This window comes from Variovorax sp. KBW07, from assembly GCF_003852515.1.
Classification (GTDB): domain Bacteria; phylum Pseudomonadota; class Gammaproteobacteria; order Burkholderiales; family Burkholderiaceae_C; genus Variovorax.
Window position 1 is genome coordinate 1 of record NZ_QAJK01000007.1, and the last position, 15,757, is coordinate 15,757.

The window sequence follows — 15,757 nt, forward strand, 5'->3', positions numbered from 1 at the left end:
TGGTGTACCGCTGATCAACGACCACTCTGATGACGCTCACGCGGATGGTGTGCTCTGCGCAGCGAAATAAAGGAGGAGCGAAGCGGGGGACATTCGCGGAGCAGAGCACACCGTCGGCGTGGGCGTCGCCCTGAACAGCAGCGCCAAAGAACACAACGCAGCCGAACCCAAGAGCCCTACGGCTTCCCCCCACGCGGCGGCTTCATGTGCTGCCGAGCCATCGCCAGGAAAGCCATGGCCGCCGGCGTAAGCGGATGCTTGGCCAGCCGTATCGCGACCACCGGGTACTCCAGCGTCGGGCGCGTCACCGCCACTGCGCGCAGATTGCCCGGCATCAGCACTTCCACATAGCGCGGCAACAGCGCCACGCCCGCGCCCGCCTGGATCAGCCCGAACGCCGTCGACAGCATCGACACGTGGTGCACCACGCGCGGGTAGATGTTCGCCACGCTCGACAACTGGCGGCTCACCGCGCGCCACACGTTTGCGTCGGGGTTCACGTGAATGAACGGCAACGCCTCCAGGTGCTTTGCGTCCACCACCACGCGCTGCGCCAACGGGTGGTCGTCCCGCACGAACAGCGCCATCCGCTCGGTGAACAACGGCTCGGTCGCCAGCTCCGAATGCGTCTGGCCGATGTCCGAGCCGAAGCCCAGGTCCGCCTCTTGCGACAGGATGCGCGAAATCATCTGCTCCGCCGTGCTGTCAAGCAGCGTGGCCGCGAGCGTCGGGTGCTTCTGCGAAAAACGGCCCAGCACCGGCGGCAACAGCGCGCCCGCCGTGAGGTGGCCCACCGCCAGCACCACGCGCCCCTCGCGCAGCTGCGACTGCGAGCGACAGGCGCCGACCGATTCGTCGATCAGCCGCAGCGCGCGCACCGCCGTCTCGACCATCACCTGGCCGGCGCTCGTCAGCTGGATGCGGCGGCCCCGCACCACCAGCGGTTGCCCGAGCTCTTCTTCCATGCGCTTGATCAGGTGGCTGATGGCCGGCTGCGTCAGCTGCAGGGTTTCGGCGGCCAGCGTGAAGCTGCCCGATTCGGCCACCGCCGCCAACGCCCGCAGCTGCTGCAGCGAGACCTCTTCGGTGGCGTTCTTTGTCATAAGCAGCGTTGATAGTTGAATAAACGGAATTATCTGGCTTGATGCACGGCGGCTGCATAGCATGCGAGGTTTCCCCACGGGGCAACCAGAGTCCAGCACCATGAAAAGAATCCAGTTCCTCCAAGGGATCGCCATTGCGCTGTGCGTGGCCACGTCGTCCGCCAGCCTGGCTCAGGGCTATCCGAACAAGCCCATCCGTCTGATCGTGCCGTTCCCCGCGGCCGGCGCCACCGACCTGTTCGCGCGCACGCTGGGGCAGAAGATGGGCGAGAAGCTCGGCACCACGCTGATCATCGACAACAAGCCCGGCGCCGGTGGCGCCATCGGCTCCGACCAGGCCGCCAAGGCCGCGCCCGATGGCTACACGCTGCTGCTGGCCACCACCAGCACGCATTCCATCGGCCCGGCCATCAGCAAGCTGCCCTACGACACGGTGCGCGACTTCACGCCCATCGCCCACGTGGGCGACGCGGCCAGCATCATGCTGGTGCCCGTGAACTCGCCCGCCAAGACGGTGCGCGAGTGGATCGACTACGCCAAGAAAAATCCCGGCAAGCTCAACTACGCGTCGAGCGGCCCCGGCACCATCGTGCAGCTCACGGCCGAGCTGTTCAAGGCGCAGGCCGGCGTGTTCGTCACGCACATCCCCTACAAGGGCACGGCGCTGGCCATTCCCGACCTGATCAGCGGCAAGGTCGACGTGCTGTTCGACTCGCTGCCCACCGGCATGCCGCACGTGCGCGACGGCCGGCTGCGCGCACTGGGCGTGACCTCGCTCAAGCGCAGCCCGCTGGCGCCCGAGCTGCCGCCCATTGCCGACACGCTGCCCGGCTACGAGTCGAACACCTGGTTCGGCTTCTACGGCCCGAAGGCGTTGCCGGCGGACATCGTGGCGCGCGTCAACAAGGCCGCCAACGAAGCGCTGGCCGACCCCGAGGTGAAGGAAAAGCTGGCGCGCCTGGGCATCGAGCCCGCGGCGCCGGGCACGCCCGACCAGTTCGCGAAGATGGTGGCGGTGGACGCCGCCAAATGGAAAAAGATCGTGGTCGAACGCAAGATCACCAACGAATAAGGGCTCGCCCCCAGGCTACGCGCACTTCGTGTCGCTTCTCCAACCCCCTACCGGGGGCAACACCAGCGGCCCGGCAAAGCCGGTTCCGCGGTGTTCCTGAAATATTCACGCCACTCTTGAAAGCTCGGTATGAAGTTTGACTACAGCAACCCCTACCTCTCCACGCGCATTCCGATCTTCGCGCGCAACGTGGTGTCGACCTCGCACCCGCTGGCCTCGCAGGCCGGGCTGCGCATCCTGCAGCAGGGCGGCAACGCGGTCGATGCGGCCATTGCCACGGCCGCGGTAATGACGCTGGTCGAGCCCGTGAGCAACGGCCTGGGCAGCGACGCCTTCTGCATCCTGTGGGACGGCAAGGAACTGCACGGCCTGAATGCTTCGGGTCCGGCGCCCAAGGCCTGGACGCCCGAATACTTCAAGGCCAAGTACGGCGCCGATGCCGCCACGCCGCCGATGCGCGGCATCGACTCGGTCACGGTGCCGGGCGCGGTGCGCGGCTGGGTCGCCATGAGCGACCGCTTCGGCAAGCTGCCGTTCGCAGACCTGATGGCGCCGGCCATCGACATCGCGGAGCGCGGCTACCTGGTGCCGCCGGTGGTGCAGGGCAAGTGGGCCGCGGCCACGCCGGTGCTGCAGTCGCAGCCGGGCTTTGCGCAGACCTTCCTGCCCTGGGGCCGCGCGCCCGAAGTGGGCGAGCTGTTCCGCTTTGCCGCCGCGGCGCGCGCGCTCAAGGCCATCGCCCGCACCAAGGGCGAGGCCTACTACAGCGGCGAGATCGCCGAGGCGCTCGCGAAGTTCTCGAAGGAGCAGGGCGGCGCGCTCACGGTGGCCGACCTTGCCGCCTACCAGCCCGAATGGGTCAAGCCTATTTCGCGCGACTACCGCGGCCACACGCTGCACGAAATTCCGCCGAACGGCCAGGGCATTGCGGCGCTGATCGCGCTGGGCATTCTCGAAAAGTTCGACATCGCTTCGCTGCCGGTCGACTCGGTCCAGTCGCAGCACTTGCAGATCGAAGCGATGAAGCTGGCCTTTGCCGACGTGTACCGCTACGTGTCGGAACGCAAGACCATGGAAGTCACGACCGAACAGATGCTCGACGACGCCTACCTGGCCTCGCGCGCCCGCCTGATCGACGTGACGAAGGCGCAGGACTTCAAGGCCGGCAACCCCGTCAAGGGCGGCACCATCTACCTCACGGCAGCCGACGAGAGCGGCATGATGGTGAGCTTCATCCAGAGCAACTACATGGGCTTCGGCTCGGGCTGCGTGGAGCCCGAGTTCGGCATCAGCCTGCAGAACCGCGGCCACGGCTTCAGCCTGAAGGCCGAGAGCCCGAACGTGGTGGCGCCGGGCAAGCGCCCGTTCCACACCATCATTCCGGCCTTCCTCACCAAGGACGGCCAACCGGTCATGAGCTTCGGCGTGATGGGCGGCAACATGCAGCCGCAGGGCCACATGCAGACGCTGGTGCGCATGCTCGACTACAAGCAGAACCCGCAAGCCGCCTGCGATGCGCCGCGCTGGCGCTTCAACGCGGGGCTGGAGATCAACGTCGAGGCCGCGATGAACCCGGCCACGCTGCAGGGCCTGCGCGACCTGGGCCATCACCTGGAAGTGATCAACGACTCGTACCAGGACTTCGGCGCCGGCCAGTTCATCTGGCGCGCGGGCGAGCCGTCGGTCGAAGGCTACGTGGCCGCCAGCGACCCGCGCCGCGACGGCGTGGCAGCCGGCTATTGAGCAAGGTCTCGACGTTCCCGCGATGATCGGGGGATGAACAAGACAGCCGCATCGCTCGGCATTCCCCCTCACGACGGCGCAAAAAAAGGCTACGCGACCGGCCTGGTCCTTGCCACGCTGGGCGCCATCGCGTTCAGCGGCAAGGCCATCATCGTCAAGCTGGCGTACCGCTACGGCGTGGACGCCATCACGCTCATCATGCTGCGCATGCTGTTCGCGCTGCCGCTCTTCGCGGTGATGGCGTGGTGGGCCGGGCGCGGCAAGCCCGCGCTCACCGGCCGCGACTGGATCGGCGTGATCGGGCTCGGCTTCTCGGGCTACTACCTTGCGAGCTTTCTCGACTTTGCCGGGCTGGCCTACATCTCGGCCAGCTTCGAGCGGCTGATTCTTTACCTCAACCCCACGCTGGTGCTGCTGTTCGGCTGGCTCATGTACCGGCGGCGCGCCACGCGCCCGCAGGTGCTGGGCATGGTCGTGAGCTACGCCGGCGTGCTGCTGGTGTTCGGCCACGAGCTGTGGACCGGTGGCGGCGGCAAGGGCGGCGGTGCCGCGGCCTGGGGCGCATTCCTGGTGTTCCTGAGCGCGGTGAGCTATGCGGGCTACCTTGTCTACAGCGGCGAGTTCGTCAAGCGCCTCGGCTCGTTGCGGCTCGTGGGCCTGGCCACCACGGTGGCCTGCGTGCTGTGCATCCTGCAGTTCGTGCTGACGCGGCCCATGAGCACGGCTTTCGGGGTGGCGCCCGAAGTCATCTGGCTGTCGGTGCTCAACGCCACGCTGTGCACTGCCGTTCCCGTCCTCATGGTGATGATGGCCATCGAGCGCATCGGCCCCGCCGTGGCCGCGCAAACCGGCATGATCGGGCCCCTGTCGACCATCCTCATGGGGGTGGTGATACTCGGCGAGCCGTTCACTCCGTGGATTGCCGCCGGCACGGTGCTCGTCATCGCGGGCATCTTCGTTTTCACACGCAAGGGGCGGCAAGCCCCTGCACGCTAGGAGCAAACAAACATGGATCTGGGTATTGCAGGCAAGACCGCGCTGGTGTGCGGCGCGAGCAAGGGGTTGGGCTACGGCTGCGCCGAGGCGCTGGTGCGCGAGGGCGTGAACGTGGTGATCGTGGCGCGTGGCGCCGAGGCGCTGGAAGCGGCTGCGAAGACGCTGGCGCAAAGCGCTGCGTCGGGCGCGTTCGTCAAGCACGTGGCCGCCGACATCACGACCGAAGCCGGCCGCGCGGCCGTGTTCGCGCTGGGCCACGACTTCGACATCGTCGTGACCAACGCCGGCGGCCCGCCGCCCGGCGACTTCCGCAACTGGGACCGCGAGGCGTGGATCAAGGCGGTCGATGCCAACATGCTCACGCCCATCGAGCTGATCAAGGCCACGGTCGACGGCATGGCCAGGCGCGGCTTCGGGCGCATCGTGAACATCACGTCGAGCTCGGTGAAGTCGCCCATCGACATCCTGGGCCTGTCGAACGGCGCGCGCAGCGGCCTGACCGGCTTCGTGGCCGGCGTGGCGCGCACGCCCATCGCGGCGCAGGGCGTGACCATCAACAACCTGCTGCCCGGCTCCTTCGACACCGACCGCTTGAAGGGCACGATGGCCGGCGCGGCCCAGAAGTCGGGCCAGGATTTCGACACCGTGTGGGAAGCCCGCAAGAAGAACATCCCGGCAAAGCGCTTCGGCACGCCGGCCGAGTTCGGCGCCATCTGCGCCTTTCTCTGCAGCATGCAGGCCGGCTACATGACCGGCCAGAACGTATTGGCAGACGGCGGCGCCTACCCCGGCACGTACTGAGTTCGCAGGCCAGGTCAGCGGCGTGACGACACCACGATGCCGCCGATGATCAGCAGGAACGCGAGCCCGTGGTACCAGTGCGGCGCCTCGTGCAGGAAGGCCGCCGACAGCAGCGCCGCGAACAGCGGCGTGAGGTTCATGAAGACGCCGGCCGCCTTCGGGCCCGCGCGCTGCACGCCGGTGCCCCAACAGCGGTAGGCCAGCACCGCCGGCCCGATGCCGATGAAGGCCAGGGCCGCAAGCAGCGGCCAGCCCAGGTCGATGTGCGCGGGCGTCAGCGACCATTCGCCGGCCGCCAGCGCGCCCGACCAGCCGAGGCCGAACACCAGTTGCGCCATCAAGAACGCGGCCCAGTCGTGCCGCACGCCTGCCGGTTCGTGCGTGCGCGCCAGCATCCAGCTGTAGAAGGCCCAGGTGATGGTGCCCACGATCATGTAGAGGTCGCCGGGCACCAGCCGCAGCGCCAGCAGCACCCGCCATTCGCCGCGGCTCAGCACCAGCAGCACGCCCAGCATCGACAGCAGCGCGCCGCCGATTTCGCGCGCGCTGATGCGGGCGCCGAAGAACAGCGCGCCGGTCGCCAGCATCCACAACGGCAGGCTCGAACCCACCAGCGTGACGTTGATCGGCGTCGAGGTCTGCAGCGCAAGGTACTGGAAGGCGTTGTACAGCCCGATGCCCAGCAGCCCGAGCAACGCGTAGCGCCGCCAGTGCGCCCACATCGGGCTGCCGGGGCGCAGCACCGCGGCCGCCAGCGGCAGCAGCAGCACGAACGCGATGACCCAGCGCAGGAAGTTCAGCGTGAGCGGCGACACCAGCTCGCGCACCAGCCGGCCCACCACGGCATTGCCGGCCCACAGCAGCGGCGGGACGGTGAGCATGAGAACGGTGAGGGGCGCGAGGCGCTGTTGTTGGTGGTGCTGCGGTGGCATCGGTATCGGTATCGGCATGGCCGCCGACTCTACCGGGCAATGTCCCGCGCCGCCCCGGAAAGGCCAAACGGTGGCACGATGCGCGTCTTCTTTTTCTGCGTGTGGAGACTGCAAAGATGATGAGCAAAGCCGTCCGTATCGACCGCCATGGCGGCCCCGAAGAACTGAAGATCGTGGAGGTCGAGGTCGGCGAACCCGGCCCCGGCGAAATCCGCATCCGCCACAAGGCCGTGGGCCTGAACTTCATCGACACCTACCAGCGCAGCGGGCTCTATCCGTTCGCGATGCCGCTGCAACTGGGCATGGAAGCTTCGGGCGTGGTCGAGGCAGTGGGGGAGGGCGTGACGCACCTGAAGGCCGGCGACCGCGCTGCCTACGCGAGCCCGCCGCCCGGCGCGTACTGCGAGCTGCGCGTGATGCCGGCCAGGAACGTCTGCAAGCTGCCCGACGACATCGACTTCGAGACCGGCGCGGCCATGATGCTCAAGGGCCTCACCACGCAGTACCTGCTGAAGAAGACGCTGCCGGCCGAGGGCCTGCAACCTGGCGACTTCATTCTGTTCCACGCGGCCGCGGGCGGGGTTGGCCTCATTGCCTGCCAGTGGGCCAAGGCGCTCGGCCTGCAGCTGATCGGCACGGCCGGCAGCGATGCCAAGTGCAAGCTGGCGCTTCAATTCGGCGCGGCGCATGCCATCAACTACAGCACCGAGAATTTCGCGGCGCGCGTCAAGGAAATCACCGGTGGCAAGGGCGTGAAGGTGGTCTACGACTCGGTGGGCAAGGACACGTTCGAGGGCTCGATCGATTGCCTGCGCCCCTTCGGTCTGCTGGCGGTCTTCGGCAATGGCTCCGGCCCGGTGCCGCCGATCAACCTGGGCATGCTCGCATCGAAGGGCTCGCTCTACGTCACGCGGCCCACGCTGTTCACGCACATGGCCACGCGCGAAAGCACGCAGGCCATGGCTGACGACCTGTTCGCGGTGGTGCGCAGCGGCGCGGTGAAGATCCCCATCGACCAGCGCTATGCGCTCGCCGACGTGCAGCAGGCGCACCGCGACCTGGAAGCGCGCAAGACCACGGGCTGCACGGTCCTGACGCTGTAGGCCAAAGCGGGCGCGAGGCAGGAAAGGCGCCGCCAGCCTTGTCCTACCCGCGCTGGGGTGTCATGCCTTCGACTTGTGCCGGGCGCACTTTGTAGCCTGTGGCCAATGTCGAAAAAAGCTCCGAGGCAAGCGTCATGAACACCGTTCGCACTTTCATCGTCGAAGACAACCCCACCATCCGCGAAAACCTCGTGGGCACCTTGCGCGAGGTGGCGCGTGTCGACCCCATCGGCCAGGCCGAAACGGAGGCCGAAGGCACGCGCTGGCTGACGGGCAACCTGTCGCAATGGGACCTTGCCATCGTCGACCTGTTCCTGAAAGACGGCACCGGCTTCAGCGTGCTCGAAGCCTGCCGAAACCGCGACCCGATGCAGAAGATGGTGGTGCTCAGCAACCACGCCACGCCGGCCATGCGCCGCAAGTGCGCGCTGCTCGGCGCCGATGCGGTGTTCGACAAGGCCACCGAGGTCGACGACCTGATCGACTTCTGCCTGCGCCAGCGGCAGGCGCAATTCAGGCGCCCGGCGGCTGGTGGTGCTGTTGCTGCTTCTTCGCCGGCGTTGTCGCGCCCGACTCCGCTGTCGCACTGAGCGCGGCCGTGTCGCGCACGATGCCCCACACCCGCTGCGCAAGCGGCGACAGCGCCCGGTTGCGCCGGCGGATCAGCATGACCGCGCGCTGCACGCGCGGCACCAGCGGGCGCACCACCAGCTGAGCCAGGCCTTCGGGCGGCAGCGACATCCCCGGCATCACGCTGATGCCGATGCCCGCCTCGACCATGCGGAAGATGGTGGTCGGGTGGCCGAGCTGCTGCTTCACTTCGCACTGCGCGCCGTGGCGTTCCAGCGCCTGGTCGATCAGGCGGCGGCTGCCCGAGGCGTGGTCGAGCAGCACCAGCGGCTGCCCGTCGAGCGCGGTCCAGCGCACCGAGGCTTTCTGCGCCAGGCGATGCGCGGGCGGCAGCACCAGCACGAAGGGGTCGTTCAATATCGGCTCGCAGTGCAGGTCGTCGGTTTCCGAGGGCTCGATCACCACGCCGAAATCGACCTCGCCGCTGCGCACGCTGTCCAGCACGTCCTGCTGGATGCGGTCGAGCAGCAGGAACTGGATGCCCGGCGCCTTGTCGGCGCAGGCCGCGATGCAGCCGGGCATCAGGTTGGCCGAGAGCGTGGGGCTGCTCGCCACCCGCACCTTGCCGCCGCGCGCGTTGGCCAGGCCGGCCACGTCCTGCAGGGTCTGGTCGAGCTCGTCGAGCACGCGGTCGAGCCGGGCCGCGAGCGACTGGCCGGCCTCGGTCAGCATGACCTCGCGCGTGGTGCGGTCGAGCAGCTTGAGGCCGAGCTGCGATTCAAGCTCCAGGATCGAACGGCTCACGGCCGGCTGGCTCAACCCGACCTGGTCGCCGGCGCGGCTGAAATTGCGCCCCTCGGCCACCGAGCGGAAAACGCGGAGTTGGCGCAGCGTGACATTCATGCGGTGAAATCATATATCCATCCGATAAATCCATTTCTCTTTTGAATGGCAAGACGGTCCAATCTGTTCCATGGCCCGTTCACGCTTTCTCCCCGACAACTTCACGCTCGCGCTCGTCACCGTGGTGACCTTCGCCAGCCTGCTGCCCGCCAGCGGGCGCATCGCGCATTTCTTCGAAGGCCTGACCACCGTCGCCATCGGCCTGCTGTTCTTCCTGCACGGCGCCAAGCTGTCGCGCGAAGCCATCATGGCGGGCATCACGCACTGGCGGCTGCACCTGCTGGTGTTCGCCAGCACCTTCGTGCTGTTCCCGTTGCTGGGGCTCGCGCTGCGGCCGGTGCTGTCGCCGCTGGTCACGCCCGAGCTGTACACCGGCGTGCTGTTTCTCTGTGTGCTGCCGGCCACCGTGCAGTCGGCCATTGCGTTCACGGCGATGGCGCGGGGCAACATGCCCGCCGCCATCTGCAGCGCTTCGGCCTCGACGCTGCTGGGCGTGTTCATCACGCCGGTGCTGGTGAACCTGATCGTGCTGCCGAACGGCGGGGGCATCGCCTCGTCGTCGTCGCTCGACTCCATCGGCCGCATCCTGCTGCAGCTGATGGTGCCGTTCGTGGCGGGGCACCTGCTGCGCCCGGTGATCGGCAAGTGGATCCAGAAGCGCGCGGCGGTGCTGAAGTTCGTGGACCAGGGCTCCATCCTGCTGGTGGTCTACACCGCGTTCAGCGCGGCCGTGATCGAAGGGCTGTGGAAGCAGATTCCCGTGAGTGCGCTGCTGGGCCTGCTGCTGGTGTGCGCGGTGATCCTGGCGCTGGCCCTGGGGCTGACCACGCTGATGGCGCGCAAGTTCGGCTTCAACGTGGCGGACGAAATCACCATCGTGTTCTGCGGCTCGAAGAAGAGCCTGGCCAGCGGGATTCCGATGGCGAAGGTCTTGTTCGCGTCGCATGCGGTGGGCGCCATCGTGCTGCCGCTGATGCTGTTCCATCAGATGCAGCTGATGGTGTGTGCCGTGCTGGCGCAGCGGTATGCGCGGCGCCAGGCGCTCGAGGGCGAGTCGGCCGGCGTGGCGCCTGCTTCCGCTGCCGCCAAGTAGCCTTCGCGGTGGGTTGCCGGAAGCTAAGGCTACCCTTCGATCTTGCCCAGCCGTGACTCCCTCAACCGGCTCGGCGCCAGGGCTCCGGCCGATTCAAGAATCGGGTACGCGATCGAGCAGATGTGCGAGTTGATCCGCTTCAGGTCGCTGATCAGGTCGATGTGCAGCGAGCTGGTCTCGATGCTCAGCGTCGTCCGGTCGGACAGCCGGTCGAGGTGGGTCGTTGCGTAGGCCCGTTCCAGGTCGCGAAAGCGCGCTTTTTCTTCGAGCAGCTTCTGCGCATCGCGCACGTTGCCGTTCAAGAACACGCTCATGCTCAGCCGCAGGTTGGCAACCAGCCGCTCGTGCAGCTCGACGATCTCCGCCATGCCGGCTTCCGAGAAGTTGCGCTGCGGCTTGATCTTCTTGTCCTCGATGTCGATGATCACGCGCTCGATGATGTCGCCGATCTGCTCCATGTTGATGGTGAAGCTGATGATGTCGGTCCAGCGACGGCTTTCTTCCTCGCCCAGCGCCTCGCGCGAGATGCGGGTCATGTAGTACTTGATGGCCGAGTACAGCTCGTCCACCGTGTCGTCGAGCTGCCGCAGCTCCTGCGACAGGCGCAGGTCGTTGTTGCGGATCACGTCGAGCGTGCCGATGAGCATGGTCTCGACGATGTCGGCCTGGTGCAGCGCCTCGCGCGCCGCGTTCGAGATGGCCAGCGACGGCGTCGACAGCGCCGACGGGTCCAGGTGGTGCGGCCGGCTGGTGCCGGCGGGTTGCTGCGGCGTCGGCAGCATGCGCGTCACGAGCTTCGCGACCCACTGCGTGAGCCCGATGAAGCCCACGCTGATCACGACGTTGAAGGCCAGGTGGAACAGCACCACGCCATGCGTCTGGTTCGGCAATTCGGGCTGCACGTAGCGGATCCACAACCCGATGAAGGGCGCGACGATGGCCACGCCCAGCGCCTTGAAGAGCAGGTTGCCCACCGTCACCTGCCGCACCGAGACGGCCGACTTGGCCGTGGTCAGCACCGCCAGCAGGCCGCTGCCGAGGTTGGCGCCGAGCACCAGGCCCAGCGCCACGTCGAGCGGCACCACGTTCGAGGTGGCCATGGCCGCGACCAGCAGCACCACGGCCAGGCTCGAATACGCCACGATGGCCAGCACCGAGCCGATGGTGATCTCGAGCAGCACGTCGCTGTTGAGCGATGCGAGCAGCGCGCGCACGGCGGGCGAGGAGAACAGCGGTTCGGTGGCTTCCACCACCAGTTGCAGCGCGAGCAGCATCAGCCCGAGGCCGATGAGCACGCGGCCCACGCGCCCCGCGACGGTGGCCGAGCGGGTGATGAACAGCACCACGCCCAAGAAGATGAACATCGGCGAAAGCCACGACAGGTCGGCCGAGAACAGCACTGAAATGAGCGCGGTGCCCACGTCGGCGCCCCGCATCACCGCCAGCGCGGCCGGCAGCGTGACCAGGCCCTGTCCCACGAAGGACGAGGTCATGAGCGAGGTGGCGGTGCTGGACTGCACCAGCGCCGTGACGCCGATGCCCGAGAGGGCGGCCGTGTAACGGTTGCGCATGCTCTGCACGAGGATCTTGCGCAGGTTGGCGCCGAACACGCGCAGCACGCCGGTACGAACGAGGTGCGTACCCCACACCAGCAGTGCGACTGCCGCCAGCAGGTTCAGAAGATGCTTCATGGGTGTCGGGTCCTGTCCTTTCTCTTGTTTTCGTTTTGGTTCGTTTCGACCCCATTTTCCACAAGTGGGCGCTTCAGTCGATCAGGGCTCCGTTGTCGTGGAAAGGATAAGGGCCTTCGAAGGTCCCCGAGGCCGCCAGGTGGGTGACCAGCCGGCGGCTGTTCGCCGACCAGGCGTGCACCCTGAACGCGGGTGGTTCGAGCGTCCAGGCCGAGGGCGCATCGGGCGCCAGGTCGAGGCAGACCTGGTGGGCCTGCGCCGGCGAGGTCGAGGCGATGGTGCCGCCGAAACGCACGTCGATGGCGCGGTGCAGGTGGCCGCAGATCACGCGCTCGACGTTCGGATGGCGGGCGATGAGCGCCTCGAGCGCGTCGGCGCCTTGCAGCAGGCCGATCTCGTCCATGTGGCCGATGAGCGTTTCGAAGGGCGGGTGGTGCATGGCGACGACCACGGGCTCGTGGCGGCAGGCGTCGAGCTGGGCTTCGAGCCAGGCCAGCCGCTTCTCGCACAGCGAACCATGGCTTGCGCCCGGCACGCAGGTGTCGAGCGTGAGCAGGCGCAGCGCGCCGATGCGCACCGAGTACTGGATGAAGCCGTCGGTGTCGGCGCCGGTGCCCAGGTAGGCATGGCCGGGGAAGCTGCGGCGCAATTGGTCGCGGTCGTCGTGGTTGCCGGGCATCAGGTAGACCGGCATGGCCAGCGGCGCCAGCAGGCGCGCCAGGTGTTCGTACTCGGCAGCGCGGCCGAAGTCGGTCAAGTCGCCGGTGACGACCACGGCGTCGGGCGGCTGCCGCAAGGCCAGCACCGACTGCACCGCGCGCGCCAGGTACGGGGCGGTGTCGATGCGGCCATAGGCCAGCCGGCCCGGCTCGCGGATGTGCAGGTCGGTCAGCTGGACCAGGAAGGTGCGGCCGTTGCCGTTGCCGTTGCCGCTGTTGCTGTCGTTTTGTCGGGATGTGGTTGTCGTCATGCGCTGGTTTCCTGCGACGTCATCAGGCGGTCGGAATGGATGCGAAGGCCCACCGGATCGCCGGGACCGAAAGGGTTGTCGCGCCCCACGTCGGCCACCAGCACGGGCTGGTCCTGCGTGCGCAGGTGCAACTGCACGCGGTCGCCGAGGAAGGTGCGGCGTTCGACGGTGGCGCTGCCCCAGTCGGGCCGCGGGGCGCTCACCTCGATGTCTTCGGGCCGCACCAGCAGCATCGCATGGTCTTGCCATGCGTGCGGGCAGGGCACGGTGCAACCGCCCAGTCGGACAACGCCTTGCGCAATGGCTTCGGCCGACCGTTCCAGCCGGTTGACCCGGCCCAGGAACTCGGCCACGAAAGGGTGCGAGGGCGCGCGGTACAGGTCTTCGCCCCGGCCCGCCTGCACGATGCGGCCGGCGCGCATCACCGCGAGCCGGTCGGCAATGGCCAGAGCCTCCTGCTGGTCGTGCGTGACGTGGATGGCCGTGATGTGCAGGCGGCGCAGCAGTTCGGCCAGTTCGTCGCGCAGCGATTCCTTCAGCTTGGCGTCGAGCGCGGCCAATGGCTCGTCGAGCAGCAACACGCGCGGCCGCACGGCCACCGCACGCGCCAACGCCACGCGCTGGCGCTGCCCGCCCGACAGTTCGGCGGGGCGCTTGTTTTCCAGGCCGCCCAGGCGCACCAGGTCGACCAGTTCGCCGACCCGGCGCTTTTCTTCGTCGGGTGCGATGCCTCGGATGCGCAGGCCATAGCCGATGTTGGCGGCCACCGTCATCTGCGGAAAGAGCGCGTAGCTCTGGAACACCATGCCCACGCCGCGGTGCTCGACCGGGCGCTGCGTGACGTCTTGTCCGCCGAACACGATGCGGCTGCCGGCGTCGGGGGCTTCGAGCCCGGCAATCAGCCGCAGCAGCGTGGTCTTGCCGCAGCCCGAGGGGCCGAGCAGCGCGAGCACTTCGCCGGCCTCGACCTTCAGGTCGGTGGGCTGGAGGCCGCGCGTGCCGTCGGCGTAGGTCTTCGCGCAGTTCGCGATGTCGATGGGAATGCGTTCAAGTTCCATGGCGTTTCTGCATCAGGTTGGCAAGGTACTGCAGGCCCCACAGCACCGGAAGAATGACGGCGAAAAAGACCAGCGTGTAGGCCGATCCGATCTCGATGCGCATCGAGGCATAGCTGTCGGCCAGGCCCACGGGCAGCGTGCGCGTGAGCGGCGTGTGCAGCATCCAGGTGAGGTTGAATTCGCCCACCGAGAGCGTGAACACCATCAGGCTGCCGGCCACGATGGCCGGGAACACGGCGGGCACGAGGATGCCCAGAAAGCGCTGGCGAAAGTTCGCGCCCAGCGAGCGCGCGGCCTCTTCGAGCGCAAGCAGGTCGTCGCGCTCGAAAGCCGAGGCCACGGTGCGCACCATGAACGGCAGCGTGAAGATCATGTGGCCCACGAGGATGAAGGCAAAGCTCTGGCGGAAGGCCGTGAGTTGCCCGTACGCGAGGATGAGCGCCAGCGCGGTCGCCAGGCCCGGCACCGCGACCGGCAGCGTGAGCAGTTCTTCAAAAATGCGCGCCGCGCGCGAGCGGCTGCGTGCCAGTGCATAAGCGCAGGGCACGCCGACGAGCACGGTGCCGATGACGCAGGCGACGGCCAGCGCAAGCGACCAGCCGACGGTGCCGCCGTAGTTCTCCCACACCTCGCCGAGCCAGCGCAGCGTGAGGCCGCTCTTCAGGCCCACGCTGTAGTTGTTGACCAGGCCCGCCATGACCGACAGCAGCATCGGCGCGATCATGAAGAGGCTCACGATGACGGTGACCGCGAGCAGGAAGGGTGCCTTGGGTTGCGTGTTCTTTCGCATGTCCGTGTCTCTTTTTTCTTGTTCAGCGCGCGACGGGGTTGGCACCGAAGCGCCGCGCGACGAACAGCACCAGCCAGGTCACGATGCCCAGCGAGATCGACAGCGACGCGGCGAGTGCGAAGTTGGCGTAGTTGGTGAACTCGTTGTAGATGGTGATGGGAATGACCTCGAACTTGCTGGCCAGCGTGAAGGCGGTGCCGAAGGCGCCCATCGAGGTCGCGAACAGGATGGCGCCGCAGGCCAGCGTGGTGGGCGCAAGCTCGGGCATCCACACGTCGCGGGCCACGCGCAGCCGCGAGGCGCCGAGCGAGCGGGCGGCTTCCTCGAGTTGCGTGTTCATCGATTCGGCCGCGGCGGCGTAGGTGGCAATGGCGCGTGGCAGCGAGAAGTAAAGGTAGGCCAGGAACAGCCCGAGCAGGCCGTAGGCGAAGGTGATGCGTTCGCCGAACAGGCTGTCGCCAAGGTCGGCGATCACGCCTTGTCGTCCGCCGAGCAGGATGACGAAGAAACCGATGATGACGCCGGGGAACGAGAGGGGCAGGGTGAGCAGCGAGAGCAGCATGCGCTTGCCGATGAAGGCGTGCCGCGCAAGGTAGATGCCGACGGCGGCGCCGAGTACCAGGGTGGCGAGTGTGACGGCGATCGACAGCGCGACGGTGTTGGCCATGCTTTGCAGGTAGCGCGAGTCTGTGAGCACGGCGAAGTAGGTGGCCCAGCCTTTGTCGGCGGGCAGCGCGAGCAGGCGCACGACGGGCAGCAGCCAGAAGGCCGCGAAGAAGACGGCGGCCGGTGCGACGCAAGCTAGCAGGCGCCAGCGTGGGTTCCAGGCGTTGGTGGACTTCATCTCAGTGTTCCGTCTTGTGTTCTTGTTGCTGTTGTTGGGGGCGGGTTCATTCTTGGCGTGTGCGAACGACACCGGGTGCTCCCCTCCG

15 protein-coding genes are annotated in these 15,757 nt (G+C 67.6%); 7 read left to right on the forward strand and 8 right to left on the reverse strand.

What is annotated here, in order from left to right:
* Positions 1-176 precede the first annotated feature (176 nt).
* Entirely contained in the window at positions 177-1,103 is a 927-nt protein-coding gene (locus tag DBV14_RS01510) for a LysR family transcriptional regulator (RefSeq protein ID WP_124457430.1), read from the reverse strand.
* A gap of 100 nt (positions 1,104-1,203) precedes the next feature.
* Here DBV14_RS01510 and DBV14_RS01515 point away from each other — a divergent pair, with 100 nt between their 5' ends.
* From DBV14_RS01515 to DBV14_RS01530, 4 genes are all read left to right on the forward strand, one after another.
* Entirely contained in the window at positions 1,204-2,175 is a 972-nt protein-coding gene (locus DBV14_RS01515) for a tripartite tricarboxylate transporter substrate binding protein (RefSeq protein ID WP_124457431.1), read from the forward strand.
* 129 nt (positions 2,176-2,304) lie between these two features.
* Positions 2,305-3,918: a gamma-glutamyltransferase family protein gene (locus DBV14_RS01520; protein ID WP_124457432.1), complete on the forward strand. Its 1,614-nt coding sequence runs from the start codon at positions 2,305-2,307 to the stop codon at positions 3,916-3,918.
* Positions 3,919-3,951: 33 nt separating this feature from the next.
* Positions 3,952-4,914, forward strand: a complete 963-nt coding sequence (locus DBV14_RS01525) for a DMT family transporter (protein ID WP_124457433.1) — start codon at positions 3,952-3,954, stop codon at positions 4,912-4,914.
* A 12-nt stretch (positions 4,915-4,926) separates the two neighbouring features.
* Positions 4,927-5,715 (forward strand): SDR family oxidoreductase, encoded by a 789-nt coding sequence (locus DBV14_RS01530; RefSeq protein WP_124457434.1) that lies wholly within the window; start codon positions 4,927-4,929, stop codon positions 5,713-5,715.
* A gap of 14 nt (positions 5,716-5,729) precedes the next feature.
* Here the strand turns inward: DBV14_RS01530 and DBV14_RS01535 are convergent, their stop codons facing one another.
* Entirely contained in the window at positions 5,730-6,596 is an 867-nt protein-coding gene (locus DBV14_RS01535; protein WP_260396775.1) for a DMT family transporter, read from the reverse strand.
* A gap of 170 nt (positions 6,597-6,766) precedes the next feature.
* Between DBV14_RS01535 and DBV14_RS01540 the strand changes: the two genes are divergently transcribed.
* The gene (locus DBV14_RS01540; protein WP_124457443.1) at positions 6,767-7,750 is read left to right on the forward strand and encodes a quinone oxidoreductase; all 984 of its coding nucleotides are present in this window, start codon (positions 6,767-6,769) and stop codon (positions 7,748-7,750) included.
* Positions 7,751-7,884: 134 nt separating this feature from the next.
* On the forward strand, positions 7,885-8,340 hold the full coding sequence (locus tag DBV14_RS01545) for a response regulator (RefSeq protein ID WP_124457435.1): 456 nt from the start codon (positions 7,885-7,887) through the stop codon (positions 8,338-8,340).
* On the opposite strand, the gene DBV14_RS01550 is transcribed toward DBV14_RS01545, so the two are convergent.
* Complete coding sequence (locus tag DBV14_RS01550) at positions 8,264-9,223, reverse strand: LysR family transcriptional regulator (RefSeq protein WP_124457436.1); 960 nt, start codon at positions 9,221-9,223, stop codon at positions 8,264-8,266. The two genes, DBV14_RS01545 and DBV14_RS01550, sit on opposite strands and share 77 nt — an antisense overlap.
* Positions 9,224-9,293: 70 nt before the next feature.
* Between DBV14_RS01550 and DBV14_RS01555 the strand changes: the two genes are divergently transcribed.
* A complete protein-coding gene (locus tag DBV14_RS01555) occupies positions 9,294-10,316 on the forward strand; it encodes a bile acid:sodium symporter family protein (RefSeq protein WP_124457437.1) in 1,023 nt (340 codons plus the stop codon).
* Positions 10,317-10,345: 29 nt separating this feature from the next.
* Here the strand turns inward: DBV14_RS01555 and DBV14_RS01560 are convergent, their stop codons facing one another.
* The 5 genes from DBV14_RS01560 to DBV14_RS01580 form a co-directional block, all read right to left on the reverse strand.
* Positions 10,346-12,007, reverse strand: coding sequence for a Na/Pi cotransporter family protein (locus DBV14_RS01560; protein WP_124457438.1), 1,662 nt, complete (start codon positions 12,005-12,007; stop codon positions 10,346-10,348).
* A 73-nt stretch (positions 12,008-12,080) separates the two neighbouring features.
* A complete protein-coding gene (locus DBV14_RS01565; RefSeq protein ID WP_260396776.1) occupies positions 12,081-12,977 on the reverse strand; it encodes a phosphodiesterase in 897 nt (298 codons plus the stop codon).
* Positions 12,974-14,035 (reverse strand): ABC transporter ATP-binding protein, encoded by a 1,062-nt coding sequence (locus DBV14_RS01570; protein ID WP_124457439.1) that lies wholly within the window; start codon positions 14,033-14,035, stop codon positions 12,974-12,976. The genes DBV14_RS01565 and DBV14_RS01570 overlap by 4 nt, the downstream gene beginning before the upstream one ends.
* Complete coding sequence (locus DBV14_RS01575; protein WP_124457440.1) at positions 14,025-14,825, reverse strand: ABC transporter permease; 801 nt, start codon at positions 14,823-14,825, stop codon at positions 14,025-14,027. Before DBV14_RS01575 ends, DBV14_RS01570 begins: the two co-directional genes overlap by 11 nt.
* 22 nt (positions 14,826-14,847) lie before the next feature.
* Positions 14,848-15,669, reverse strand: coding sequence for an iron ABC transporter permease (locus tag DBV14_RS01580; protein ID WP_124457441.1), 822 nt, complete (start codon positions 15,667-15,669; stop codon positions 14,848-14,850).
* Positions 15,670-15,757 lie beyond the last annotated feature (88 nt).